Here is a 25,058-nt window from a genome sequence, read left to right as displayed (position 1 = left end):
CCAGCGGCGGGGTTCGCCCATGGCCGCGCTGGAACGGAAGTTCAGGAAGAGGTCGCCTTGACCACCCAGCCCAATCTGACCAGCCCCGCGATCGGGGCGGTCCCGCCCGCTTTCGCGTTCGCCACCTCCGCCATTGACGGGCGGGCGCGCACTGGCCTCATCACCACCGCCCATGGCCAGATCCGCACGCCAGCCTTCATGCCCGTGGGCACGGCCGCGACGGTGAAGGCGATGTATCCGGCGCAGGTGAAACAGCTGGGCGCCGATGTGGTGCTGGGCAACACCTATCATCTGATGCTGCGGCCTGGGGCCGAGCGGGTGGCGCGCCTCGGGGGACTGCACCAGTTCATGAACTGGCCGCACCCGATCCTGACCGATTCCGGCGGCTTCCAGGTGATGTCGCTGTCGAAGCTGCGCAAGATCACCGAGAAGGGCGTCACCTTCCAGTCACACATTGACGGCGCCAGATACGAACTGACGCCCGAGCGCTCCATTGAAATCCAGGGCCTGCTCGGCGCCGATATCCAGATGCAACTGGACGAATGCGTGCGCATGCCATGCTCGCGTGAGGAAGCCGATCGCGCCATGCAGTTGAGCCTGCGCTGGGCCGAACGCTCGAAAGCGGCTTTTGGCGCGCTGCCTGGCCAGGGGTTGTTTGGCATCGTTCAGGGCGCCGATGTCCCGGAGCTGCGGATTGAAAGCGCCCGCAAGCTGATCGACATCGGCTTTCACGGCTACGCCGTCGGCGGCCTGGCGGTGGGCGAGCCGCAGGACGTGATGCTGGCCATGCTGGACGTGGTGACGCCAATCCTGCCCGCTGACCGGCCGCGCTATCTGATGGGCGTCGGCACGCCTGACGATCTGGTGGAATCCGTGCGGCGCGGCGTCGACATGTTCGACTGCGTGATGCCGACCCGCGCCGGTCGCCATGGTCTGGCCTACACGCGCCACGGCAAGGTCAATCTGAAGAACGCCCGTCATGCGGAGGACACGCGCCCGCTGGACGAAGCCTCGCCCTGCGAGGCCTCCAATGCCTGGAGCCGCGCCTATCTGCATCATCTCGTCAAGTCGGGCGAAATCCTCGGCATGATGCTGCTGACGTGGAACAATCTGGCCTATTACCAGGAACTGATGGCCGGCATGCGCGCCGCCATCGCCGCCGGCCGCCTGGACGATTTTATCGCCGGGACAAAGGACGGCTGGGAGCGGGGCGAAGCGGCGGCCTGACGACTGTCGGGCGGCGTTTGGCGCGGGCGTCGCGCCAGGGCTCTGCTCCTGTCAGCTTTTGCCCGGCGCCAGCACCCGCCCGAAATCCGGGTCGCCCACCGGCGCGCGCCGTAGCCCGGCGACAATGGCGTCGGTCAGCCTGGCCGCGACGGGCATCCGGTAGTGCAGATTGTCCCAGTAATTATCGTCGCGCGCGGTGACGGCGTTGGGAAAGCGGAAATCCAGCACTGTCGCCCCGTAACGGGCGCCCAGCTCCGCGAAGGTCCTCTTGCAGGCGGCCTGCCGCGCCGCTTCCTCGCTGCCTGGACGGGGTTGCGCCGCGATATGGGTCGGCGGGAACACCAGCGCCACGCGGGCCCCTGCCGGCACCGCGCGCAACAGCGTTTCCATCCAGCGGGCGGCCGGAAAGCGCCAGTTCGCCGTGACGGTCGCCGCCGGCTGCGCCGGTGGCTCGACCGGGCTCACATCCGGCTTTCCAGCCCAGATATGCGTGCGCGCCCGCGCCAGGTCGTAGAGATTTTCCGGCGGGGTGAAGACCTCATAACCGTCGAAGCGGATGCGATCCTTCGCCAGGCCAAGCCGGTTGGCGGCTACCCGGGTCGCGATTTCCAGACTCTGGAAATCGAACATGCGCAGGAAATCGAACGTCCTGTCGTCGTCGTACAGCCATGGCGGGAAGCTGCGGAAAGTCAGGCGCTTCCTGTCGCTGTCCGCGTCGGCGTCGCACCAGTTGGCGTCAAGGCCAAAAACCAGCGTGCGGGCTTTTGGCGTCTGGCGCAGGAACAGGGCCGCTAGCTGCGTCTGCTCCCATGGCGTGGCGGCGTTCATGGCCAGATTGGCGAACTTGCCCCCAAGGCCGGCGTCAAGCCGGGTCGGGTCGAGCAACCGCACCGTGGACGTACCGAATACAGCCGAGTCGAACTGGCCGCTACGCGCCACCTGCGGATACATGTAGCGCTGGTTGACGTCCATGATCGGCGCCGGAGCGTGGGACGGCGAGGCGAAAACGCCGTAAGGGTCCATGGCGACGGTGAAACCGAGCAGCGCCGTCGCCGTCGCCACCGCCGAACCGGCGAACCACAGGGAGAATTTCCGCCAGGGCGTCCGCGCTGACGCATCGCCGGTCGTGGATTGCTCCGGGAAATCAGAATGTTCCGGCTGAATGCTGTTGCTCATCTGTCCGCAGGCGCGCTTCACACATTGGATGGAGAGGGGTTGATCACCCGCGGCCGGATCGCACCGGCGATCTGCTCATGGACGGACCAGCTCCGGCATTTTCGCGCGCAACGGGCGCAACCACGCGCAACGCATCGGCAAACCGCAGCAAGGAAATCGCGGGGCAGCCGGCCGGCCGGCGCCCCACGGCCCATCAATCCTTGACGATCTTGTGGGAATAATGGCGATGCGATGCGGGACGCTTGCTGCAATCGTAGGCGTAGCCGGTGGTCACCGACCAGTCGTGACGGTCACGGCGCAGATAAAGGTCGGTGCCGCCCGCCGCGCGCACGCCCACCGCCATGCCCTGGACAGCAGCGCCAAAACCGCCAGCGGTGCTGGTGGGGGGGCTGACTTCCGCCACCTTGCGGCAATGGCGAACATCAAGAGGGTGATCCCAGACCTGGATGCCGGGGCCCGGATGCGAACAGGCGGACAATGCGACGGCGGCGCCAGCAACCGCCATAAACTTCAACATAACCCCTGCCATATGCGCGCTCCAGAAATGCTGCCGGAATGACCTTGCCTGCGTTCCGGGCCACGCCGCCGTCGGGCGTCGCAGCGTCCGTCGGCGACGCCATCGAACGGGACCTTACCAATATCGGCTGTCCAAAGAACTCAGGGCGAAGCTGTTCACGATTCCCGGACGTTTCGCAACAGTGCCTGCGCCGCGCCACAGGCGCAACCGCCCCGGCCGCCGTGACAGGCTCACTCCTGGGCCGCCAGTTCCCGCAGGCGCGGCGGCTGCGGCAATACGGTGAAGGCGACGACGCCCGTAACGCACAGGGCGGCGAGAAACAGATAGGCGGCGGTGAGCGAATCCAGCCCGGCGAGGGCGGCCCAGCCCGCGACGACCGCCGACAGCCATTGCACCACCGCAACGCCAAGGAACATCGCCATGGTGAGGGCGGAGAGGGCGCGGCCCTGCTCATCAGGCGGATAGGAATCCCGACAGTCGGAATATTGCAGCACGCCGAAGCCGCCCTCCAGCGCCAGCAGCAGACACAGAAACAGCGCCAGCATCGGCGCGCTGGCCGGGGTCATCCCCAAAGCGGCGATCAGGGCGGCGAGCAGCAGGCCCAGCGCGCGGATCATCAGCCGGCGACGGCGCGGACCCGGATCAAGGCGGCCGAAGATCGCCGGGCCGAAGATCATGGCGACGGACATCATCAGCACGACGTTGCCGGCGGCCACGAGGCTGTAGCCGAAGCGCTCCATGAACAGCGGCGCCAGCCACAGGGCGCGCACCGACATCTGCACCGCATAGATGACGCCGGCCAGCAGCAGAATCGCCGCCGCCTGCTTCTGGAACACCACCGCAGCCAGATTTTTGAACGAACTGATGATGCTTTCGCCGCGCGCAGCCGCGTTCTCCGGGTCTTTTTCCACCAGCAGCAGGCAACTGGCGACGGAGAGCGCCGAGAGGAGGCCGAGGCTGACGAAGCCGGCGCGCCAGGAGTAATGCTCCACCAGCCACGCCAGCGGCGTCGCTGTCATCAGCGTGCCGATGCTGCCGATCGACATGAGGAGCCCGGACATGGCCGAAAGCTTCTCCGGCGGCAGGTGGCGGCCGATGAACACCAGCGAGGCCAGCAGGCCGGGCGCGCAGCCAAAACCGATCAGCGCCTGTCCAACCATCAGCATGGTGAAGGAGCTGGCCGAGGCCGCCACGAGCGCGCCGACGATGGTGAGGGAAAAGAAACAGGTGAGGGTGCGGCGCGAACCATAACGATCCAGCGATACGCCCACCGCCACCTGCATCAGCGCAAAGGCCAGATGGAACAGCGCCGCGAACTCGCCGACCTGCTTCTGGCTCAGACTGAACTCGGCGGCGATCTGGCCAGCAGTCACGCCGGGGAAGGTGCGATAGGCCTGGCTCAGCAAAAAGGCCGAGGCCATGGCGCAGAGCATCAGATTGAAAGAGCGTCCCCCAGATGCGCGAACACTCATGACGCAGCCCTGTCGCCTGCCTGGATCATCGCGCCGTCCCCTCCCGGATCATTCTCATTGGCGGCAACATGTTTGGCGGGCGGCCAGGGCGCGGACAAGCCAGACAAACGTCGCCCGGCCATGCCGTCAACGCGGGGCCGGGCGCTTTTCGGCGAACGCGGAATGAACAGATCCTGCGTCAGGGATCTGGCCAGCGGTTCAGCGCGGCTCGATCACCAGGCTCTGGATGGAACGGCCAAAATAGCCGTGACGGTCGGCAAGACGGCCAATTGACAGGCCGGCGCCTTCCGGCCCGAACACGGAATGACCGTCAACCAGCACCCAGTCGCCAACCGGCGGCCGGGAGAAATTCAACGTCAGATCACTGTTGATGAACGTCCATTTGCTGAAATCGAGCGACGAGGCGACGCCGTTGCAGAAATCGCCGCCGATGGCGGCCAGCATCACCGGCGTGGTCTCGTGACCCTCGATCATCGGCCGGTCGGCGCGGAACCAGACGGCGGCCGGCCCCAGCGTCTCAAAACCGCCGCCACGCGCCAGCTTCAGCGTCATGCACTGCACGAACGGATTGTTGTCGCCAAAGCCTTCCCGGGGATCGCGACATGTTTCCGGCATGGGCGCATCGAGCGTCAGGGAGCTGTTGTCGATATAGTCGGGCAGGGTGATCGCGGCGGCGCGAATTTTCAGCACGCTGGCCCGGGCCACCTCATGGCCGCCAGCGCGCAACGAAACCCCGACCAGCTGGATCTTGCGGCCAGAGCGCAAAATGGTGGTTTCGTACTCCAGTTCGCCGAGTGGAACCGGCCGCATCAGGTCCATGGTGACGCGCGCCACATGCATGGGCTCTGGCGTCTCCACCTGGCCCGCCGCCCAGACAGCGAAGGTCGTGGGCGCGCTGCCGTGCTGCATGGTGTTGTCCCATGGACCCGCCGCATACGGCCGCGCCAGCACCCGGTTGCCCTCAACCCTGAAAACCGCTTCCATCCCAACCCCGTTATTTTTCCGGCCTGAAGCCGTTTTCGATCCACGGATCTGCAACGGCCCAGGTTTTCCTGCTTTGAGCAAATTCTGATCGACCGGACGGATTCCGTCTGACCGGAAAGCGCTCCATCTTTTTGGAACCGACGCGTTCTTTTCCCGCGTAGCGGCGTCCACTACGCGGGAAAGCGTTCTGACGCGCCGCTTCCTGGCCCCGATAGCCGCCATATATGTGACGTTGTTTTCGGGCATTGTGAACAGACCTGCAACCGGCTGGCGGGCAGGGCGCACATGCATATGCGGCTCACATGCAAATAGCCCGCCGGCTGAAAACGCCGCGAGCCAAGATTGCATCAGTCAATTCTGTAGGGGAATGTGGATCCGATGGCGCGCCCAAGGGGAGTCGAACCCCTCTCTCCAGCGTGAAAGGCTGGCGTCCTAACCGATAGACGATGGGCGCGTTCCGTCGGTGAGCGGACCTATAGAGGCCATTTCCGGCGTTCGCAAGTGGGCATTGCGCATGGGTGCGTCCAATGCTGTGGACGAATGCGCTGCAATTTGGCCATTCCGGCCTTTTAGAAGCTCATGACGCAGAGATTCATCCGGCCGCCGCAGCGGCGCAATGGGAAAATTCATTATGAAAGCCCATGAGTTAATCCATGACGTCGCGGACAGCGTGGCTGAAATGCGCGACATGCTGCGCGGCGCCCGCCGGATTGTCGGATTCACAGGCGCCGGCATATCCACCGAATGCGGCGTGCCCGATTTTCGCTCGCCTGGCAGTCCGTGGCTGAAATTCGCGCCGATCGAATACGGCGAGTTTGTCTCAAGCCCCGCGGCGCGTCAGGAGGCGTGGCGGCGCAAGTTCGCCATGGACGATATTTATGGACACGCCGCGCCGGGCCGCGGCCACCGCGCCATGGCGCATCTGGTCGGCGTCGGGCGGATGAGCGCCATCGTCACCCAGAACATCGACGGACTGCACCAGGCTTCCGGCGTCGCGCCATCGCGCATCATCGAGTTACACGGCAACGGCACCTACGCACGCTGTCTGGAATGCGGCCTGCGTCATGAGCTGGCCGACATCCGAACCCGCTTCGAAGCCTCAGGCGAACCGCCGATGTGCGTGAGTTGCGGCGGCATCGTCAAATCGGCCACCATCTCGTTCGGGCAGGCGATGCCGGAGCGCGAGATGCTGCGCGCCCAGGCCGTCGCCATGGATTGCGACGTTTTTCTCGTCGTCGGCTCATCGCTGGTGGTGCATCCGGCCGCGACGCTGCCGCTGATCGCCCGGCAGAGCGGCGCGCGTCTGATCATCCTCAACCGCGATCCAACGCCTCTGGACGAGGCGGCGAGCCTGGTGGTCAACGCCGATATCGGCGATGCGCTGGAGCCGCTGGCGCAGCTTAACTGACGCGACTTAACTGGCCACGGAACGCTTTCCTCCGGGGCGTCAGCGGTTTAACCTTGGATGACGTCCGTAACCCGTTGCGATGGGCAAAGGCATGACAGACAGCTCCGGCCCGAAGAAACACGGCGGAGACCTTCCCCCGGCCAGCGCGCAACGCCAGCCGGGGCTGGGGGACGCCATGCACGCCGACCCCGCGGGGGCGCCCCTGGTCGAGGTAGCGGGCCGCATCAAATGGTTCGACATGGCCCGCGGCTTCGGTTTTATCGCCCGCACGGACGGGCCGGACGTGATGTTGCACGCCGCGACGCTGCGGCGCGAGGGGCGTAGCGCCATCCGCGAAGGCGCCATGGTGACCTGCATCGCCGCCAGCGGGCCGCGCGGCCTGCATGTGGTGCGGTTGCTCGGCATTGATGAAAGCTCCGCGCCCAACCCCGCTGAAACCGCGCCCAGAACCCATGTGAGCATTACGCCGGAAAGCGGACTGAAGACCGCCACGGTGAAATGGTTCAATCGCCTGCGCGGCTTCGGCTTCGTCTCCTGCGGCGAGGGCGAGCCGGATATCTTCGTGCATATGGAAGTGGCGCGCCGATGCGGCATGCTCGGCCTGCGTCCGGGCCAGGCGGTCGCCGTGCGCTTCGGCCCGGGGCCGCGTGGTTTGATGGCGACGGAAATCTACCCGCTGGAAGAGGCGGCGTCCGGCGTGGCCTTGCGGCATTGAGACCGGCGCGCTCCGGCGACGTGGGAACCGGTCCGTTTCAGTCCTGAACCAGATCGCCCCGGCTGCCCGTCACGCTGAATGTCGCTGTCACTTCTTTTTGACGTCCCCTTCGTTTTGACGCAGTTACGCAGGCAACTTGCATGCAGGCGCCTTGCGCATCAGCCGGCCGGATGTTTCCGGCCGCCATCCTTCTGAAAGCCAGCTTCCCGCCATGTCCCAGCCGTTTCCCCCGCGCCTCCAGCCTGCGGCAAAGCGCACGCGGTGCGTCCTCGCCGCTCTCGCCATCGCCTTGTCCGCGCTGTCCGGCCCCCCGGCGCAGGCCGCCGGCTCCAGTCAGGGGCCAGCCGCCGCTCTGGTCACGCCGGTCGACGCCACGCCGCTGAAGATCGTTACGGCCGTCGCCACCCATGCCTTCAAGGTCGAGGTGCGCGATACGCCTGAGGGACGGGAGGTCGGGCTGATGCACCGCCGCAGCATGCCTGAGGACCATGGCATGCTGTTTGATTTCGAGCGCGAGGCGCCCGTGGCCATGTGGATGAAAAACACCCTGATCCCGCTGGACATGGTGTTCATTCGCGCCGACGGAAGCATCGCCCGCGTGGCGCGTCAGACCGAACCCATGTCCACCCGCATCATCGCCTCCGACGAGCCGGTGCGTTACTTGCTGGAACTGAACGCCGGCGTGACCGACAACCTGGGAATCCGGTCCGGCGACCGGGTAAAACACCCATCAATAGCCGGCAAATAAAAACAGCGCCGCGGGCGCGCCCTGAACCGCTCGGGCGCGCCATGTCGGCGTCGCGCCATATCCGTTTCAGGCGGCGGCGCCGTGGCTGCGGATGATCTCCACCACCTCGCGGCCCTTTGCCTGAAGCGGCAGGGCCCGCCAGTCGCCGCGGATCGCCAGCGCCCCGTTCAGGCGGCGGCGGTATTCGGCGCGCGGAATTTCAATCGCGCCCAGGCTGGCCAGATGGCTGGTGATGAACTGGGTGTCGAGCAGGGTGAACCCGCCGGCGATCAGCCGCGCCCACAGATGCGCCAGCGCCACCTTGGAGGCGTCGGTGACGGTGTGGAACATGCTCTCGCCGAAGAACGCGCCGCCGATGCGCACGCCATACAGGCCGCCCACCATGTCGCCGTCAAGCCAGCACTCCACCGTATGGCAGGCGCCCATGGCGAACAGTTCGCCATAGAGGCGGCGGATTTCACCATTGATCCAGGTGGAGTCGCGATCGGGCCGCGCCGCAGCGCAATTGTCGATGACTCCGAAGAAATCGGAGTCGACGCGCACCTCGAAGAGGTCAGCGGCAATGGTCCGGGCGAGGCGACGCGGCAATTGCAGCGCGTCGAGCGGGAAAATCCCGCGCTCGTCAGGCTCGACCCAATAGATGTCGGCGGCGTCCGCCCCGTCCGACATGGGAAAAATGCCGGCCGCATAGGCGGCCAGCAACAGATCGGGGGTCAGGACCGAAGCGACCGTTTCCCCGCTCATCACGGCTCAGAACTGCGCGTCGTCCATGCCGCCATCGGCGAGGAAGTGCTCCAGCCAGTGAATGTCATAGGCGCCAGCCTGGATATCGTGGTTGCGCACCAGGGTGCGGAACAGCGGCAAGGTGGTGTCGACGCCGGCGACGACGATCTCGTCAAGGGCGCGGCGCAGGCGCATCAGGCACTCGTCGCGGGTGCGGCCGTGGACGATCAGCTTGCCGAGCAGTGAATCGTAGTTCGGCGGGATGCGATAGCCCTGGTAAATGGCGGAATCAACGCGCACGCCCAGGCCACCCGGCGGATGGTAATAGGAAATGACGCCCGGCGACGGGCGGAACGTCACCGGGTGCTCGGCGTTGATGCGGCATTCGATGGCGTGACCGCGCAGGCGCACGTCGGACTGGCTGAACGACAGTTCCTCGCCGGCGGCGACGCGAATCTGCTCGTTCACCAGATCGATGCCGGTGATCATTTCCGTCACCGGATGCTCCACCTGGATGCGGGTGTTCATCTCGATGAAATAGAACTCGCCGTTCTCCCAGAGAAACTCGACGGTGCCGGCGCCGCGATATTGCAGCTCGGCCATGGCGTTGGCGACGATGGAGCCAATCTTCTCGCGGTCGGCCTGGCCCAGAGCTGGCGAGGGGCCTTCTTCCCACACCTTCTGGTGCCGGCGCTGCAGCGAGCAGTCGCGCTCGCCCAGGTGCACCGCCTTGCCGCGCCCGTCGCCCATCACCTGCACTTCGATATGCCGCGGCTTCTCCAGATATTTTTCCAGATAGACGGCGTCGTCGCCAAAGGCGGCCTTGGCTTCCTGACGGGCGACCGCAAGCGCATCGGCGAGGTCGGCGCGGGTCCGCGCCACCTTCATGCCGCGACCGCCGCCGCCAGACGCGGCCTTGACCAGCACCGGATAGCCGATTTCATCGCCAACCCGGAGCGCCTCGGCCTCATCGGTCACGCCGCCTTCCGAGCCTGGCACGCACGGGATGCCGAGACGCCGCGCCGTGCGCTTGGCCTCGATCTTGTCGCCCATGATGCGGATGTGCTCGGCCTTGGGGCCGATAAACGCGATGTTGTGGTCCGCCAGCACGTCCGCGAAGCCGGCGTTCTCCGACAGGAAGCCGTAGCCGGGATGTACGGCGTCGGCGCCGGTGATTTCGCAGGCGGCGACCAGAGCGGGGATGTTCAGGTAGCTGTCGCGCGCGGCGGGCGGGCCGATGCAGACGCTCTCGTCGGCGAGGCGCACGTGCATGGCGTCGGCGTCGGCGGTCGAATGCACGGCGACAGTCGCGATGCCAAGCTCCTTGGCGGCGCGGAGAATACGAAGAGCGATCTCGCCACGGTTGGCGATCAGGATTTTCTCGAACATGGCTCTCCAATCGGCGCTGGAGCGAAATAACTTCCGGACAGCGGCGGAACGGGGCCAGCCGCTGTCCGGGATGCGAAGCTTCCGGAAAGTCGGGAAGCGACCGTTACTCGATGATCAGCAGCGGCTCGCCGTATTCCACGGGCTGACCATCGTCGAACATGATGGCTGTGACCGTGCCGGCGCGGGGCGCGACGATGTCGTTGAAGGTCTTCATCGCCTCGACCAGCAGCAGCTTGTCGCCGGCGTTGACCTTCGAACCGACATCGACGAACGGCTTCGCTTCCGGGGATGGACGACGATAGGCGGTGCCGACCATAGGCGACGTAACGGCGCCAGGATGATCGCCGCGCGGCGCGGCGGGCGCCGGCGCGGCGACAGGAGCGGCGGCCACGGGCGCAGCAGCGGCCGGCGCGGGCACAGTGGCCTGCACATAGGTGGGAACGGCCGCGGCCGGCGGCGCCTGGCGGGCGACGCGGATGCGCAGGTCGTCCTTCTCCACCTCGATCTCCGTCAGGGTGCTCTCGGAGACCAGACGGGCGAGTTCGCGAACGAGTTCGATGTCGGCTGCGGTTGCGTGGGGTTTCTCGCTCATGTGGATGCCTGGGCTCCTGATCCGGTGCGTGACCTGACAAGCGGTGCGAGCGCTTCCAGGGCCAGTTCGTAGCCAAGCGGGCCAAGGCCGCAGATCACCCCGACGGCGACCGGCGAAACATGGGAACTGTGCCTGAACGGCTCACGCGCGTGAATATTGGAAAGATGCACCTCGACGACCAGGGCGCTGGCGCCGGCGATGGCGTCGCGCAGGGCGATCGAGGTATGGGTGTAGGCGCCTGGATTGATGATGACGCCGGCGCCGGCGAGACCCGCCGCCTGCACGGCGTCAACCAGCGCGCCTTCGTGATTGCTCTGCATGAAGCTCACGTCGACGCCGAGCGTCTTCGCCCGTCCGGCGATGCGCGCTTCGATATCGGCGAGGGTGTCTCGGCCGTAGGTTTCCGGCTCGCGGCGCCCCAGCAGATTGAGGTTCGGCCCGTTGATGACGTGGATTGCGACCATGCTGTTGCGCCTGGGGCCTCGCCCCATGAAGTGATCGCCACCCCATGGGAACAAAATGCGTCACACACATATCCGGGGCGAGGCTTCGACCCTGTCGGGTCAAAGTTCGCTCCGCGCTTTCTGAAGCGTGACCCGCACCGAAGGGCGCGCCGCATTCCAGTTATCTGCACAGGCGGCCAGCCTTCTGGGATGACCGCGTCATCCATCAAACGCCGCCTGATGAATCACGACGTATTACCGTGCGCGCGCGGCGCCGCCAAGCCTTCTTCAACAGCCCGTCTTCAACAGGCCTTCTCCGGCCGGACAGATCTTCTCCGCCGAATGGCTCTTCTGGCGACGAACCTGTCCGCGTCCGGCAAACCTTGCAACATCCAGAACCACGCGCGGAAACCAGAGGCTGGATTCAGGGCGAAGATAAGGCGCGGCGCCAGATATGGCGAACGATCCCTCGCCAGGGCGTGAAGCTGCTACTGCGGAACGGGCGCCCCGGACGGCGCAGCGAAACGCCAGGTCGCGCCGGCGGCTGCCCCCGCGTGCGTCCAGGAACCGTATCCGCCCAAAAGAGCGGCGCGCCAGGAAACCACGCGATCCGGGCGATCCAGGGAGCCGCCAGGCTCCAGACGCAATGGACGGGCGGCTGTCGCCAGCCGCCCGTCCATCTGTCTTGCTCCGGAAGGCGTCGGCCGTGGAGGCCCCCGCATTCCCAAACGGGTCTTAGCCGCAGCTGGCCTTGCCGCACTGACGCACGGACTTGATGGCCTCCGCCATGGCGTCATGGCCAACGGCGCCAGGAATGATGGTGTCGCCGATGACGAACGACGGCGTGCCAGTGAGGCCCAGCTTGTCGCCAAGCTCGCGGCTTTCCTTGAGCGCGTCGACGACGGCCGGAGAATTGGCGTCCTTGGCGAGGCGGGTCATGTCGAGCCCCATCTCGCGGGCGACGGCTTCAGCCTGCTCCTTGCCGACGCGGCCCTTCACGGCCATCAGGCGCTTGTGATAGTCCAGCGCGCCCTGGCCGGAGAGCTGCTGCTTGGCCGCCAGGGCGATCCGCGACGCCTCCAGCGATTCCTGACCCAGCACCGGGAAGTCGCGCATCACCACGCGCAGCTTGCCGTCGCCCTTGATCAGGCGCGACACGTCGCCTACGGCGCGCTTGCAGAAGCCGCAGTTGTAGTCAAAAAACTCGACCAGCGTGACGTCGCCGTCCGGATTGCCGACGACCACAGCGTTCTTGCTCTTCAGCAGCGTTTCTTTTTCCGTCGAGAGCGCCTGCTGCTGCTTGGCCTCCTGGGCCGTCTGCTGGCGCTTCTCGAGTTCGGCCATGGCTTCCTGGAGCACTTCCGGATGCGCCACGATGTAGCTGTGAACGATCGACTCGATGGCCTTCTTCTGCTCAGGCGTGAAATCCGGAGCCTGGGCTTGGGCCATGCCGCCGACCGATGTCATGCCCATGACGGCCGCCGCGCTGGCAAGCGCGAAACGGCGCCAGCCGGAAACGCCCGTCAGGGGACGGGCGGCGGAACGGTGAATTCCTGAAAAAGCGTTCATGTTCGGTTCGATCCTTCGCACCCTGAACAGCATGATGAATTGTTTCATGCCCGCGCCCACAACAGGCGCTGAAATCCCAAATGGCGATAAACCCGAAGCCAGGCGGTCGTAACGGCGCGATTGTCAATGCAGCGCCCAAAAAGCGCTTTCCAGCCAGGCGAGGTCGCCCGACCGGAAAACGCTCCGGCTTCACATGATCGCTGCACCGGCGGGCATGGCCAGAAACCCCGGCCACGCACACCGTAAACCATAGCAGTCAATAATCCGCGTTCACCGCGTGAAAATCCCCAAATGGGGACGCTCCGCCGCGTTTTCCACCTGGGCAGGAGAGCGCATATCGCCAAAATCCGCCAGATTCCGCGCCAGGCGGCCGCTCACGACGCGCCTTGCACACGGAGGCGACGGCCCCTTATCCCGGATGCTATAGAACTGATTTGCCTGTCCGGCCCCGTTTACTGGAGCGCTGTCTTGTCCGTGCCGCCCGTCATTCCGCCAGTTCCGGCGCCGTCCCGTCGCACCGCGCGAGTCGCGCCGTTTCTGGCCATGGATGTGTTGTCCGCCGCCAGGGCAAAAGCAAGGCAGGGCGCGGATATCATGCATATGGAGATCGGGCAGCCCTCCGCGCCGACGCCGCGCCGGCCACTCGAAGCGGCGCGCGCCGCCATGGCCAGCGGCCAGATCGGTTATACCGAGGCGCTGGGCCTGCCGTCGCTCCGGGAGCGCATCGCCCGCAGCTACCAGGATCTCTATGGCGTCAGCGTTGACGCGGAGCAGGTCATCATCACCACCGGCTCATCCGGCGGCTTCATGCTCGCGTTTCTCGCCGCGTTCGAAACCGGCGCGCGCATTGCCTGCGCCTGTCCAGGCTATCCGGCCTACCGCAACATCTTCAACGCCCTGGAGATGGAAACGGTCGACATTCCGGTCGGCGCCGCCAACGGCGGCTGGTCGATGACGGCGGCGGCCATCGCCGCCGTATCCCGGTTGCGGCCGCTCGACGGCGTGCTGGTCATGAGCCCGTCGAATCCCACCGGCGTCATCGCCAGACCAGACGAGCTTGCGGCCATCGGCGCCCTGTGCCGGGAGCAGGGCCTGTGGCTGATTTCCGATGAAATCTACCACGGCCTGCATTACGGCGCCCCGGCAAGCACGGCGCTGGCGACCACGCCGGACGCCATCGTCGTCAACTCCTTCTCCAAATACTATTGCATGACCGGCTGGCGCATCGGCTGGCTGGTGGTTCCCCAGGCGCTGGTGCGGCCCATCGAACGGCTGGCGCAGAGCCTCTTCATCTCAACGCCGTTTCTCAGCCAGGTCGCCGCCGAAGCGGCGTTCGACGCCATTGACGAACTGGAAGCGGTGCGCGCCGGCTATGCACGCAACCGCGACATCGTTCTCAACGCGCTTGCTGACCTCGGCCTCGAGACCGCGCCCGCGGACGGCGCCTTCTACGCCTATGTGGACGTTTCGCGCCATGCGGCGGATTCGATGGAATTTTGCCGGCGCTTCCTTGATGAGGCCGGCGTCGCCATTACCCCTGGCCTCGATTTCGACCCGCATCGGGGCGCGCATTTCGCGCGCTTTTCCTTCGCGGGTTCGCAAGAGACATGCGTCGAGGGCATGGCCCGTCTGAAAACCTTTCTGGCAACCGCCTCCCTCCGGGCATAAAAACAGGCGAGGACTGGCTGGTATTGAAAAGGGACGCCGCGACCAGCGGCGCGACAGGCCAGCTCCATGTCCGTATCTGCAAGCACGCCCATGGCGGAGGCTTCCGTGGCTTTCGAACGCCCGAAGCTCAGCCAGAGGGAAATTTACGCCATCCTCGGCGGCGTCATCCTCGCCATGTTCCTGGCGGCGCTCGACCAGACCATCGTCGCAACGGCGCTGGCCGCCATCGGCCGTGATCTCGGCGATCCGGACCTGCTGCCGTGGGTGGTGTCGATCTATCTGCTGGCCGCGACGACGGTGACGCCGCTCTACGGCAAGGCCAGCGACATCTGGGGGCGGCGGCCGCTGATGATGGCGGCCATCGTCGTGTTTCTGGCGGGCTCCGTCGCCTGCGCCCTGGCCCCGAACATGATCTCGCTGATCATCGCGCGCGGCGTCCAGGGGCTGGGCGGCGGCGGCCTGATCTCTCTTGCCCAGACCGTGCTCGCCGACGTGCTGACGCCCAAGGAGCGCTCGCGCTACCAGATCCACGTCGCCAGCGTCTTCGCCACCTCCAGCCTGCTCGGGCCAGCGCTCGGCGGCTTCCTGTCAGGCCACCTGCACTGGTCGGCGATCTTCTGGATCAACCTGCCGCTCGGCGGCGTCGCCCTGTGGCTGTGCGCCAGGCTGCTGAAGCGGTTGCCCCGGCATGAGCGCCGCCACCGCCTCGACTTCGCCGGCGCGCTGCTGCTGATGGGCGCCACCATCAGCCTGCTGCTGGCGATGGGCTGGGGCGGGCACCGTTATCCCTGGTTCTCGCTGCCGATTGGCGCGGCGGTCGGCGTCTCGCTGGTTCTGTGGGCGTTGTTCGCCATCCGGGTGCGTACGGCGGAAGAGCCGCTGATGCCGCTGGACATCCTGCGCAACCGGGTCGTCGTCCGCGCCTGCATCGCGGCATGCTTCGGCATGGGCGTCTTCGTTGGCCTCAGCATCTATGCGCCTCTGTATTTCGAGATCGTCCGCGGGTTCAGCACGGCCGACGCCGGCCTTGCGGTCACGCCGATGATGGTCGCCACCGTGTTCGGCGCCACCGCCTCCGGCCGCAGCATGGTGTACTTCAACCGTTACAAGGGCGTGGCGCTGACCGGCCTCGCCATCTCCTGCCTCAGCCTGCTGGCCCTGGCGGTCTTCACCCTGGAAACCCGCCCCACCTGGATGACCATCGCGTTGCTGGCGGCGACCAGCGCCGGCATCGGCAGCCTGTTCCCGGTGTGCACCATTTCGATCCAGAACGCCGTAGCCCTGCACCAGCTTGGCACCGCAACGGCCGCCATGAACTTCTTCCGCCAGATGGGCGCGGCGCTGATTGTCGCCGCCTTCGGCGCCATCATGCTGAACGGCGCCGCATTCGCGGGCCACGCTGTCGGCTTTTCGGGCGAAGGCGTCCGCGTTGCCGGCGCGCTGGCTCCGGAAGCCGCGCATCAGCTCGCCCTTGTGTTCCGCTGGATCTTCGGCGCGGCCGCGCTGGGCGTACTGATCTCCGCCGGTTTTCTCGCCAGCATGGAAGAGCGGCCCCTGCGCAGCAACTGACAGCCGGCCCGGACCCTTCGCGTTCAAACAAAAACGCCCGCGACATGGTCACGGGCGTTTTTCGTCATGTTGTCAGGAGCTGCGCGTCAGCCAACCTTCCGCGACCACCAGCCGCTGCGGCGGGGACGGGCCGGGTCAGCCTCCTGGGTCAGCACCACGGTCTCGGGCTCAGGCGTCGCCGCGACGATGCTGGCGGCGTCCGGCGCGGTTTCCGCTGCGGCTTCCTGCGGCTCAGCCTGGCTGGTGTCGACGGCGGCGGCGCGAGGCTCGCTGGCGGCGACAGGCGCCGCCACGGCGGCTTGCGGCTGCGTCTCCGGCTCGCTGGCGCCGAAGGGCGTCCAGCCGCCGGTCTCGACCACGGCGCTCTCGGCAAAGCCAGCCGGCTCGCCCGCGTCGTCGATACGATAGTCGGCGACCGGAGCAAGGGAGGGACCGCCATCGCGCTCGTCGCGACGTCCGCCACGGCGGCCGCGACGACGGCGACGTCCGCCACGCTCGCCAGCCTCTTCGCCGTTGTCGTCAGCCACAGCATCCGCCGCGCCAGCCTCATCTCCAGCCGTCAACTGGCCAGTCGTCTCCTCGCCAACCGCGTCCTGGTTAACGATCTCGTGGCTAACAGTCTTCTGGCTAACCGCCTCCTGGCCGGCAGCCTCGCGGGCCGCGCCAGCAACGCCAGCGACAGCATCGTCGTCGCCGGCCTCAGCCGTCGCGTCGTCGCCCTCGTCGCCGTTTTCGCCAGCGGCCTCAAAGCCGTTGTCGTCCTCTCCGCGACCACCACGGCGGCGGCGGCGGCGGCGGCGGCGGCGGTTTTCACCATCGCCATTATCGCCGTTCTGCTCGCCCTCGGAAGCAGCGGCTTCCTCGCGCTCGTCGTCAGCCTCGATCTCGATGGCTTCGCCCTCGATCGCCTGCGTGTCGTCGGCGAAGAAGCTTTCCAGCTGCACGCCCGTGGCCGGAGCCCTGGCCACGCCGGTGGCCGGTTCGCCGCGTTCCAGGTGATAATGCGTCTGGCCAATCAGCGTATCGTCGACCAGCACGCAGATCTCGACGCCGAAGCGCGATTCCAGATCGCGCAAATGGTTGCGCTTCTGGTTGAGGATATACAGCGCCACCTCGGTCCGGGTGCGGACGTTGAGGTTGTGGCTGTTATTGCGGATCAGCGCTTCCTCCAGCATGCGCAGCACCTGCAGCGCGATCGACGGCACGGAGCGGACCGTGCCGGCGCCGGCGCAGTGCGGGCAGGGGATCGAGGAGCTTTCCAGCACGCCGGTGCGGATGCGCTGGCGCGACATTTCCATCAGGCCGAACGGCGAGATGCGGCCGACCTGGATGCGGGCCCGGTCGTTCTTCAGGCACTCCTTGAGCTTCTTCTCAACCGCGCGGTTGTTGCGACCTTCCTCCATGTCGATGAAATCGATCACGATCAGGCCGGCGAGGTCGCGCAGACGGAGCTGGCGCGAAATCTCTTCCGCCGCTTCCAGATTGGTGCGCAGCGCCGTGTCCTCGATCGAGTGCTCGCGCGTGGAGCGTCCCGAGTTCACGTCGATCGACACCAGCGCTTCTGTCGGGTTGATGACGATATAACCGCCCGACTTCAGCGTGACATGGGTGGAGAACATGGCGTCGAGTTGCGGCTCCACGCCATAATGGGCGTAAAGCGGTTGCGCGCCCTTGTACTGGCGCACCACGCCGGCGTTGTCCGGCATCAGCATGCGCATGAAATCGCGCGCCTCGCCGAAGCCGGCGTCGCCGGAGACCAGCACGTCGTCGATATCGCTGTTATAGAGGTCGCGAATGGCGCGCTTGATCAGCGAGCCTTCCTCATAGACCAGGCACGGAGCCGAGGACTTGAGGGTGAGTTCGCGCACGCTCTCCCACAGGCGCAGCAGATATTCGAAGTCGCGCGTCACCTCCTGGGGCGTGCGCGAGGCGCCGGCGGTGCGCAGAATGATGCCCATGCCCTGCGGCACTTCCAGCGCCGAGGCGATTTCCTTCAGGCGCTTGCGATCGCCCGAATTGGTGATCTTGCGGGAGATGCCGCCGCCGCGCGCCGTATTGGGCATCAGCACCGAATAGCGGCCGGCGAGGGAGAGGTAGGTGGTCAGGGCGGCGCCCTTGTTGCCGCGCTCTTCCTTCACCACCTGGACCAGCAGGATCTGCCGGCGCTTGATGACTTCCTGAATTTTGTACTGGCGGCGGCTGGGGCGGAAGCGACGCTCCGAAACCTCTTCCAGCGCGTCGGCGCCGCCGACCTGCTCGACGGAGTCGTCCTCATCCTCGCCGTCGTCACCGCCCTCGCCATTTTCGGCGTCCACGGCGGTTTCACCGCCGGCGTCCCCACCCAGGGTCTCGATCACGTCGTCATCCGGCGATGACAGCTCGGTCACCGCTCCCACGTCGTCGAACGCGACTTCGTCAACGGCGGCGTCGCCCCGCGCCTCATCGCCCTGGACCGCGCCTTCGCCGTCAGTCCCGGTCGCCTCGGCGGAAATGGAATCGCTGTTGCGCGCCCGCATGCTGCGGTCGCGGCGCGAACGGCGACGGGCGCCGCGCTCTTCTTCCTGCTCTTCGCGCGCGGCTTCCTCGGCCTGCTCGGCGAGCAGCGCCTGCCGGTCGGCGACGGGGATCTGGTAATAGTCAGGGTGAATTTCGCTGAACGCGAGGAAGCCGTGGCGATTGCCGCCATATTCAACGAACGCCGCCTGAAGCGATGGTTCTACCCGGGTGACCTTGGCGAGATAGATGTTGCCGCGGAGCTGGCGCCGGCTCGACGATTCGAAATCGAATTCTTCAACCTTCTGACCGCGAACCACGACCACCCGGGTTTCCTCCGGGTGGGACGCGTCGATAAGCATCTTGTTGGCCATAGTGAACTTCCGTTGTCGCAAGCCCCGGAAAAAGCGCGCGCCTCCGGCAAACGGCCAGAGACGGGTTTCCCTTGCGGGGGCTGCGATTGCGCCAGGCGACTCCGTAGCTGGAATAACCGGCGCATGATTGTGGAGGGGAGCGAAGGAGGAGAGAAGGCCGCGTCGCGTCTGACAGCCCCGAACGACCGCCGCCGCAAACCTGTGCGGTCAATGGCAGATCGGACTGGGCCAGAACCCGGCGCGCGCCCATTAAAATTCCTCGTGACGCCACGCAGACCCAAGGGCTACGGGCAAAAAACTGCTCGCAAGCAGCTGAAAAAACACCCCGCCACGATCCGGAAAAGAGTCCGTCGTGCAGCCGCGTGGATCGAAAGACGCGGGGAGCGTCAAATCCGCTGGCTGTTCCGGCGACTGGCGCCGTCCGCCGATCTGGCAGACGCGCGCCGATTTGCGGCGGGTTACACCATCAATACATAGCCGGCCCCGTGCTTGGCAAGTTGAATGTTCCGCCCGGCCGGGCCGCCGCCACGGCTCCGGCCGCCCGCCTGGAACAGGCGTCGTTAATATAAATGGCGCTGGAGCAGCGCGCTGGTCTTAAAGCAGGGCCGCAACTGTATTATAGCAAGCTGCATGCAGGACGGGACGCAGACGCCGCAAGGACAAGCAGCGAAACGGAGCCGGCGCGAACCAGCCGCCAGGCTGGCGCGCGACTGGGCGGCCGGCGCGGCACTGGCCGCCATCATGGCCGCCAGCCTCCCGGCTCTGGCGGCGCCCGACGCGCGCGGCGACGGCGCAGGCGCGCGCCTTGCCGCGCCGGCGGAACCGCGCGCCGTCACCAATGCGGTGAGCGTAACCGGCGACAACCGCGTCACGATCCTTGGCTTCACCATATCGCGCCCGGTCGAAGCCCGCGCCTTTGTCATGGAGCGCCCGGACCGGGCGGTCATCGAACTGCCCGAAGTCAACTTCCAGCTCCCCCAGGGCTCCGGGCGGCGCGGCAAGGGGCTCGCCGCCTCATTCCGCTACGGCGTCTTCGCGCCGGGAAAATCCCGCATCGTCATTGATCTCGCCGCGCCGGCCACCGTCACCCGCGTCACAACGGTTCAGCAGGAAAACGCCCTGCCGCGCCTGGAAATCGAGATCACGCGCGCCGACCGGCCGCATTTCCACAAGGAAGCGCGCCTCGCGGCCGGGCAGGGCGCCGGGCAGGCGCCGCCGCCCGCCGCCGTGGCCCCGGCGGACAAGGCCGACCGCCGGCCGGTCATCGTGCTCGATCCCGGCCATGGCGGCCTCGACAACGGCGCCATCAACTCCGCCGGACTGGTTGAAAAGGACATCGTCCTCGCTTTCGCCCAGCGCCTGCGCGAGCATCTCGAAGCCACCGGGCGGTATCGGGTGATCATGACCCGCGAGGGCGACATGTTCGTGCCGCTGGGCGATCGGGTGCGCATCGCCCAGCAACACCGGGCGGCCCTTTTTCTGTCAGTGCACGCCGACATTCTTCGTGAAAGCCCGGGCGTGCGCGGCGCCACGGTCTATACGGGCTCGAAACTGGCCACCGATACGGAATCGGCGCAACTCGCCGACAAGGAAAACGACGCGGACCGCGCCGCCGGCGTCACCGCCCAGGTCGACAATGACCAGGTGGCGAACATCCTGCTCGACCTCACCATGCGGGAAACCCGGGCATTCTCGAACGTGCTGGCGACAAAGCTGGTCGGCGGCCTCGGCCAGGTGATCCGCATGAACAAGAACCCGCACCGCTCGGCGCGCTTCATTGTGCTCACCGCGCCCGACACGCCGTCGGCGCTGCTGGAAATCGGTTATCTTTCAAGCACCCGCGACGCCGATCTGATGAACTCGCCCGAGTGGCGCGACCGCACCACGGCGGCCCTGGCCAAGGCCATCAACCAGTATTTCGACGGGCGCCGCTCGATGACCGCCCCGATGACCGCCCCTGGGAACATTCCCTGAAACGCTGCGTTCTCCTGCGGCGGATTTGTCGCGCGGCGCCGGAATCTTGCCGCACACATCGCTTTTGATATCCAGCAGGGACTATTCGACACTAGGAATCATGATGGTCGCCGCCGACTCGCGCCGGCGCGCGTCACCATGTAAACACGCGTATCGTTAACGCGCATTCTCTCCGGGTCGCAGTATCGCGACGTCCGGTCAACGGCAGACGGCGGGCCAGCTTCGCATGCGTTTTGTTTTGCGTTTCATTGCATTTCTCTTCGGGCTGGCTTTCACGGTCGCGGTCGTGGGCGCGGCGGCCGTTGGCTATTTCATCTGGCATTATTCCCAGGATCTGCCGGATTACACCCAGTTGCGGGACTACGAGCCGCCCGTCATGACCCGCTTCCACGCCCGCGATGGCCGGCTGTTGGCCGAATATGCGCGCGAGCGGCGTCTGTTCCTGCCGATCCAGGCGATTCCCCGCCAGGTCGTCGCAGCCTTCCTGTCGGCCGAAGACAAGAATTTCTACAGCCACGTTGGCGTCGACCCGTTCGGCACCCTGCGCGCCGTGGTGCAGAACGTTGGCCGCAAGAACTCCGGCCAGCGCGAGCAGGGCGCTTCGACCATCACCCAGCAGGTGGCGAAGAACTTCCTCGTCGGCAACGAGCGTAGCTACGAGCGCAAGATCCGCGAGGCGCTGGTCGCCCTGCGCATCGAGAACGCCTACACCAAGGACAAGATTCTCGAGCTGTACCTGAACGAGATCTATCTGGGCTCGGGCAACTATGGCGTCGCCGCCGCCGCGCTGAACTATTTCGGCAAATCGGTGCACGAACTGACAGTCGCCGAGGCCGCCTATCTGGCCGCGTTGCCCAAGGCGCCCAACAATTACAATGCGTTCCGCCACACTGTCGCGGCGACCGATCGCCGTAACTGGGTGATCGAGCGCATGTATGAGAACGACTACATCACCCGCGAGCAGGCCGACCAGGCGCGCAAGCAACCGCTGGGCGTCTCGCCGCGCTCGCTCTCGCCCAACACCTATGCGGCGGGCTATTTCGCCGAGGAAGTGCGTCGCGAGATTGCCGAACGCTACGGCGAAAATAAGCTGTATGACGGCGGCCTCTCGGTCCGGACCACGCTCGACCCGACCATGCAGGCCATGGCGCGCAAGGCGCTGGTTGACGGCCTGGTGCGCTATGATGAGGCGCGCGGCTGGCACGGGGTAGTGGACAAGATCGACCTGCGGGCGACCGCGGACTGGGGCAAGGCCCTCGGCGATCTGAAAACCCTCACCGACGTGCAGCCATGGCGTCTCGCCGTCGTGCTGGAAAACACCGCATCCGGCGTGCGCATTGGCATGCAGCCCGAGCGCATCGGCAACGGCTCGCTCGAGACGCGGCGGGTGACCGGCCAGATCGACGCCGACGGCGTGCGCTGGACGCGCAAGGGCAAGCCTGGCTCGTTCCTGTCGCCTGGCGACGTCATCTACGCGGAGCCGATCGAGAAACGGCCTGGTTTCTATCGTCTGCGCCAGATTCCGGCGATTTCGGGCGCCATGGTGGCCATGGATCCGCTGACCGGACGCGTCTTCGCCATGGTCGGCGGCTTCTCCTTCGACCAGAGCGAATTCAACCGCGCCACCCAGGCGCAACGCCAGCCGGGCTCGTCGTTCAAGCCGATCGTCTACGCCACTGCGCTGGACAATGGCTACACGCCGTCCACCACCGTTTACGACTCGCCGATCGAAATCGAGCAGGGCCCGGGCCTGCCGCCGTGGCGCCCCGAGAACTACAGCGGCAAGTTCTCTGGCCCGCATACCCTGCGTTACGGCATCGAGCAGTCGCGCAACGTCATGACCGTGCGCCTGGCCCGCGACATCGGCATGCCGGTGATCGCCGAATATTCCCGCCGCTTTGGCGTCTATGACGAGTTGCAGAAATATCTGCCCATGTCGCTGGGCGCTGGCGAAACCACGGTCATGCGCATGACCGCGGCCTATTCGATGTTCGCCAACGGCGGCAAGCGCATCAAGCCGACGCTGATCGACCGCATCCAGGACCGGTGGGGCAAGACCATCTACCGCCATGACGAACGCATCTGCGAGAACTGCAACGCCGACCGCTGGGCCAACCAGGCCGAGCCAACGCTGGTCGACAAGCGCGAGCAGGTGATCGATCCGCTCACCGCCTACCAGATCACCCATATCCTGGAGGGCGTGGTGCAGCGCGGCACCGCCACCATCCTCAAAGCTGTGGGCAAGCCGCTCGCCGGCAAGACCGGCACCACCAACGACGCCAAGGACGTGTGGTTCGTCGGCTTCTCGCCAGACCTGGCCGTCGGCGTTTATCTCGGCTACGACCAGCCCCGTTCGCTGGGCGGCCGCGTCACCGCCGGTCATCTGGCGGCGCCCGTGGTGCGCGACTTCCTCAACATGGCGCTGAAGGACAAGCCGGCGACGCCGTTCCGTGTGCCGCCAGGAATCAAGTTGGTGAAGGTCAACGCCAAGACCGGCCTGCGCGCCGGCGGCGAAGGCGGGGCTGTGATTCTGGAAGCCTTCAAGCCGGGCACCGCGCCGCCGGACTATGTGGCCGGAGGCGAATCCGCCCCGCGCCCCCAGGGAGCGCCCCAGGCATCGTCGCAAGATGCGCCACAGGCGTATCAGCCGTCGCAGGAGTATGACGGCGGAGGCGGCGGTTTCTGAACCGCACCCCGCGCCGGCGACGGTTTACATAAAGGACGGGCAGGGCTAGAGCGTCTGGGGCGAGCCAGGGGTGGCCACAGACGCTCCAGCCAAGTGATTTCAGGCATTTTCTTCACGAACGGTGGTTTCCACTTTTGTCGAAAGTGCTCTGGATGATCGGGCGGCGACCCCGGCCCCATCTTTCAAGCGTTTTTGCGTATCCGGAAAAGAATCGACATGCGTGCAGAAATCCAATCGTTGGCAGAAGCGGCCAAGCAGTCCGTGGGACTGCTGAGGAGGCATCTTTGACTGGGATGTCGCAGTCAAACGCCTGGCGGAGCTGAACGCCCTTTCTGAATCCCCCGAGTTCTGGAATGACGCCGACGCCGCCCAGAAGCTGATGCGCGAGCGCACCGATCTGGAGGAGCGCATCAGCGCCATCGAACGGATGGAGCGCGACCTCGGCGATTCCGCCGAGCTCATCGAGATGGGCGAGGCGGAAGGCGACGCCGACATCGTCAAGGAAGGCGAGGAAGCCATCCGCGCCGTCGCCGCCGAAGCCGGCCGGCGCCAGATCGAGACCCTGCTCTCGGGCGAGGCGGACTCCAACGACACCTATCTGGAAGTCCACTCCGGCGCTGGCGGCACCGAAAGCCAGGACTGGGCCAGCATGCTGTTGCGCATGTATACCCGCTGGGCCGAGCGCAAGGGCTTCAAGGTCGACGTGATCGAATACACCGCTGGCGAAGAAGCCGGCATCAAGGGCGCGACGCTCCAGATCAAGGGGCACAACGCCTATGGCTGGCTGAAGACCGAATCCGGCGTGCACCGGCTGGTGCGGATTTCGCCGTTCGATTCCAATGCGCGCCGCCACACCAGCTTCGCCTCCGCCTGGGTCTACCCGGTGGTGGACGATCGCATCCAGGTGGACGTTAACGAATCGGACTGCCGCATCGACACCTTCCGCGCCTCTGGCGCCGGCGGCCAGCACGTCAACACCACCGACTCGGCGGTGCGCATCACCCACATTCCCACTGGAATCGTGGTGGCCTGCCAGCAGGAGCGCTCCCAGCACAAAAACCGCGCCACGGCGTGGAACATGCTGCGCGCCCGCCTGTATGAGGCGGAGTTGCAGAAGCGGGAGGAAAAAGCCAACGCCGAAACGGCCTCAAAGACCGATATCGGCTGGGGACACCAGCTGCGCTCTTACGTTCTGCAGCCCTACCAGCTGGTGAAGGATCTCCGCACCGGCGTGCAATCCACCAGCCCGGACGACGTGCTGGACGGCGACCTCGATCCGTTCGTGGAAGCCGCCCTGGCGCACCGCGTCTATGGCGGCGCGGCCGAGGTGG

19 protein-coding genes and 1 tRNA gene are annotated in these 25,058 nt (G+C 66.2%); 9 read left to right on the top strand and 11 right to left on the bottom strand.

The window, feature by feature from the left end:
* The first annotated feature begins 90 nt into the window (after positions 1 to 90).
* On the top strand, positions 91 to 1,227 hold the full coding sequence (tgt, locus tag IE243_RS03530) for a tRNA guanosine(34) transglycosylase Tgt (RefSeq protein WP_373301566.1): 1,137 nt from the start codon (positions 91 to 93) through the stop codon (positions 1,225 to 1,227).
* A gap of 51 nt (positions 1,228 to 1,278) precedes the next feature.
* On the opposite strand, the gene IE243_RS03525 is transcribed toward tgt, so the two are convergent.
* From IE243_RS03525 to IE243_RS03505, 5 genes are all read right to left on the bottom strand, one after another.
* On the bottom strand, positions 1,279 to 2,403 hold the full coding sequence (locus IE243_RS03525) for a hypothetical protein (RefSeq protein ID WP_191317975.1): 1,125 nt from the start codon (positions 2,401 to 2,403) through the stop codon (positions 1,279 to 1,281).
* Between the two features lie 193 nt (positions 2,404 to 2,596).
* Positions 2,597 to 2,920, bottom strand: coding sequence for a hypothetical protein (locus tag IE243_RS03520; protein ID WP_191317974.1), 324 nt, complete (start codon positions 2,918 to 2,920; stop codon positions 2,597 to 2,599).
* A gap of 230 nt (positions 2,921 to 3,150) precedes the next feature.
* Positions 3,151 to 4,392 carry an MFS transporter gene (locus IE243_RS03515; protein WP_191317973.1) on the bottom strand — a complete coding sequence of 414 codons (1,242 nt, stop codon included), beginning with the start codon at positions 4,390 to 4,392 and terminating at the stop codon, positions 3,151 to 3,153.
* 198 nt (positions 4,393 to 4,590) lie between these two features.
* Positions 4,591 to 5,376: a thioesterase family protein gene (locus tag IE243_RS03510; RefSeq protein WP_191317972.1), complete on the bottom strand. Its 786-nt coding sequence runs from the start codon at positions 5,374 to 5,376 to the stop codon at positions 4,591 to 4,593.
* A gap of 379 nt (positions 5,377 to 5,755) precedes the next feature.
* A tRNA-Glu gene (locus tag IE243_RS03505) sits at positions 5,756 to 5,830 on the bottom strand.
* 177 nt (positions 5,831 to 6,007) lie between these two features.
* On the opposite strand from IE243_RS03505, the gene IE243_RS03500 reads away from it, so the two are divergent.
* The 3 genes from IE243_RS03500 to IE243_RS03490 all read left to right on the top strand — a co-directional run bounded on the left by IE243_RS03500 (position 6,008) and on the right by IE243_RS03490 (position 8,247).
* The gene (locus tag IE243_RS03500) at positions 6,008 to 6,784 is read left to right on the top strand and encodes an SIR2 family NAD-dependent protein deacylase (RefSeq protein WP_244642738.1); all 777 of its coding nucleotides are present in this window, start codon (positions 6,008 to 6,010) and stop codon (positions 6,782 to 6,784) included.
* 91 nt (positions 6,785 to 6,875) lie between these two features.
* Positions 6,876 to 7,499: a cold-shock protein gene (locus IE243_RS03495; RefSeq protein ID WP_244642737.1), complete on the top strand. Its 624-nt coding sequence runs from the start codon at positions 6,876 to 6,878 to the stop codon at positions 7,497 to 7,499.
* A 211-nt stretch (positions 7,500 to 7,710) separates the two neighbouring features.
* On the top strand, positions 7,711 to 8,247 hold the full coding sequence (locus IE243_RS03490) for a DUF192 domain-containing protein (protein WP_191317970.1): 537 nt from the start codon (positions 7,711 to 7,713) through the stop codon (positions 8,245 to 8,247).
* Between the two features lie 66 nt (positions 8,248 to 8,313).
* On the opposite strand, the gene aat is transcribed toward IE243_RS03490, so the two are convergent.
* From aat to IE243_RS03465, 5 genes are all read right to left on the bottom strand, one after another.
* On the bottom strand, positions 8,314 to 8,994 hold the full coding sequence (gene aat / locus IE243_RS03485) for a leucyl/phenylalanyl-tRNA--protein transferase (protein WP_373301554.1): 681 nt from the start codon (positions 8,992 to 8,994) through the stop codon (positions 8,314 to 8,316).
* A gap of 3 nt (positions 8,995 to 8,997) precedes the next feature.
* Positions 8,998 to 10,359 (bottom strand): acetyl-CoA carboxylase biotin carboxylase subunit, encoded by a 1,362-nt coding sequence (gene accC, locus IE243_RS03480; RefSeq protein ID WP_191317968.1) that lies wholly within the window; start codon positions 10,357 to 10,359, stop codon positions 8,998 to 9,000.
* Between the two features lie 103 nt (positions 10,360 to 10,462).
* Positions 10,463 to 10,951 (bottom strand): acetyl-CoA carboxylase biotin carboxyl carrier protein, encoded by a 489-nt coding sequence (gene accB / locus IE243_RS03475; RefSeq protein WP_191317967.1) that lies wholly within the window; start codon positions 10,949 to 10,951, stop codon positions 10,463 to 10,465.
* Entirely contained in the window at positions 10,948 to 11,415 is a 468-nt protein-coding gene (gene aroQ / locus IE243_RS03470) for a type II 3-dehydroquinate dehydratase (RefSeq protein WP_191317966.1), read from the bottom strand. Before aroQ ends, accB begins: the two co-directional genes overlap by 4 nt.
* Positions 11,416 to 12,129: 714 nt before the next feature.
* Positions 12,130 to 12,867 carry a DsbA family protein gene (locus IE243_RS03465; RefSeq protein WP_373301565.1) on the bottom strand — a complete coding sequence of 246 codons (738 nt, stop codon included), beginning with the start codon at positions 12,865 to 12,867 and terminating at the stop codon, positions 12,130 to 12,132.
* A gap of 582 nt (positions 12,868 to 13,449) precedes the next feature.
* Here IE243_RS03465 and IE243_RS03460 point away from each other — a divergent pair.
* Positions 13,450 to 14,631 carry a pyridoxal phosphate-dependent aminotransferase gene (locus IE243_RS03460; RefSeq protein ID WP_373301564.1) on the top strand — a complete coding sequence of 394 codons (1,182 nt, stop codon included), beginning with the start codon at positions 13,450 to 13,452 and terminating at the stop codon, positions 14,629 to 14,631.
* 105 nt (positions 14,632 to 14,736) lie between these two features.
* On the top strand, positions 14,737 to 16,200 hold the full coding sequence (locus IE243_RS03455; RefSeq protein ID WP_308432011.1) for an MFS transporter: 1,464 nt from the start codon (positions 14,737 to 14,739) through the stop codon (positions 16,198 to 16,200).
* Between the two features lie 86 nt (positions 16,201 to 16,286).
* Here the strand turns inward: IE243_RS03455 and IE243_RS03450 are convergent, their stop codons facing one another.
* Positions 16,287 to 19,067: an Rne/Rng family ribonuclease gene (locus IE243_RS03450; protein ID WP_191317964.1), complete on the bottom strand. Its 2,781-nt coding sequence runs from the start codon at positions 19,065 to 19,067 to the stop codon at positions 16,287 to 16,289.
* A 630-nt stretch (positions 19,068 to 19,697) separates the two neighbouring features.
* Between IE243_RS03450 and IE243_RS03445 the strand changes: the two genes are divergently transcribed.
* The 3 genes from IE243_RS03445 to prfB all read left to right on the top strand — a co-directional run.
* Complete coding sequence (locus IE243_RS03445) at positions 19,698 to 21,041, top strand: N-acetylmuramoyl-L-alanine amidase (RefSeq protein WP_191317963.1); 1,344 nt, start codon at positions 19,698 to 19,700, stop codon at positions 21,039 to 21,041.
* Positions 21,042 to 21,267: 226 nt separating this feature from the next.
* Positions 21,268 to 23,727: a penicillin-binding protein 1A gene (locus IE243_RS03440; RefSeq protein WP_191317962.1), complete on the top strand. Its 2,460-nt coding sequence runs from the start codon at positions 21,268 to 21,270 to the stop codon at positions 23,725 to 23,727.
* 216 nt (positions 23,728 to 23,943) lie between these two features.
* Positions 23,944 to 25,058 (top strand): peptide chain release factor 2 gene (prfB, locus tag IE243_RS03435; protein WP_191317961.1). Its coding sequence is split into 2 segments (ribosomal slippage), with 1,114 coding nucleotides annotated over them: positions 23,944 to 24,012 and positions 24,014 to 25,058; the frame shifts between segments, so codons are not numbered across the junction. This gene is flagged as partial in the annotation.

Origin of the sequence: Camelimonas fluminis, from assembly GCF_014656355.1 — a bacterium.
In the GTDB taxonomy this organism is placed as follows: Bacteria; Pseudomonadota; Alphaproteobacteria; order Rhizobiales; family Beijerinckiaceae; genus Camelimonas; species Camelimonas fluminis.
The sequence above is the reverse complement of the archived record's forward strand: the minus strand, read 5'-3'. Positions and strand labels throughout refer to the sequence as shown.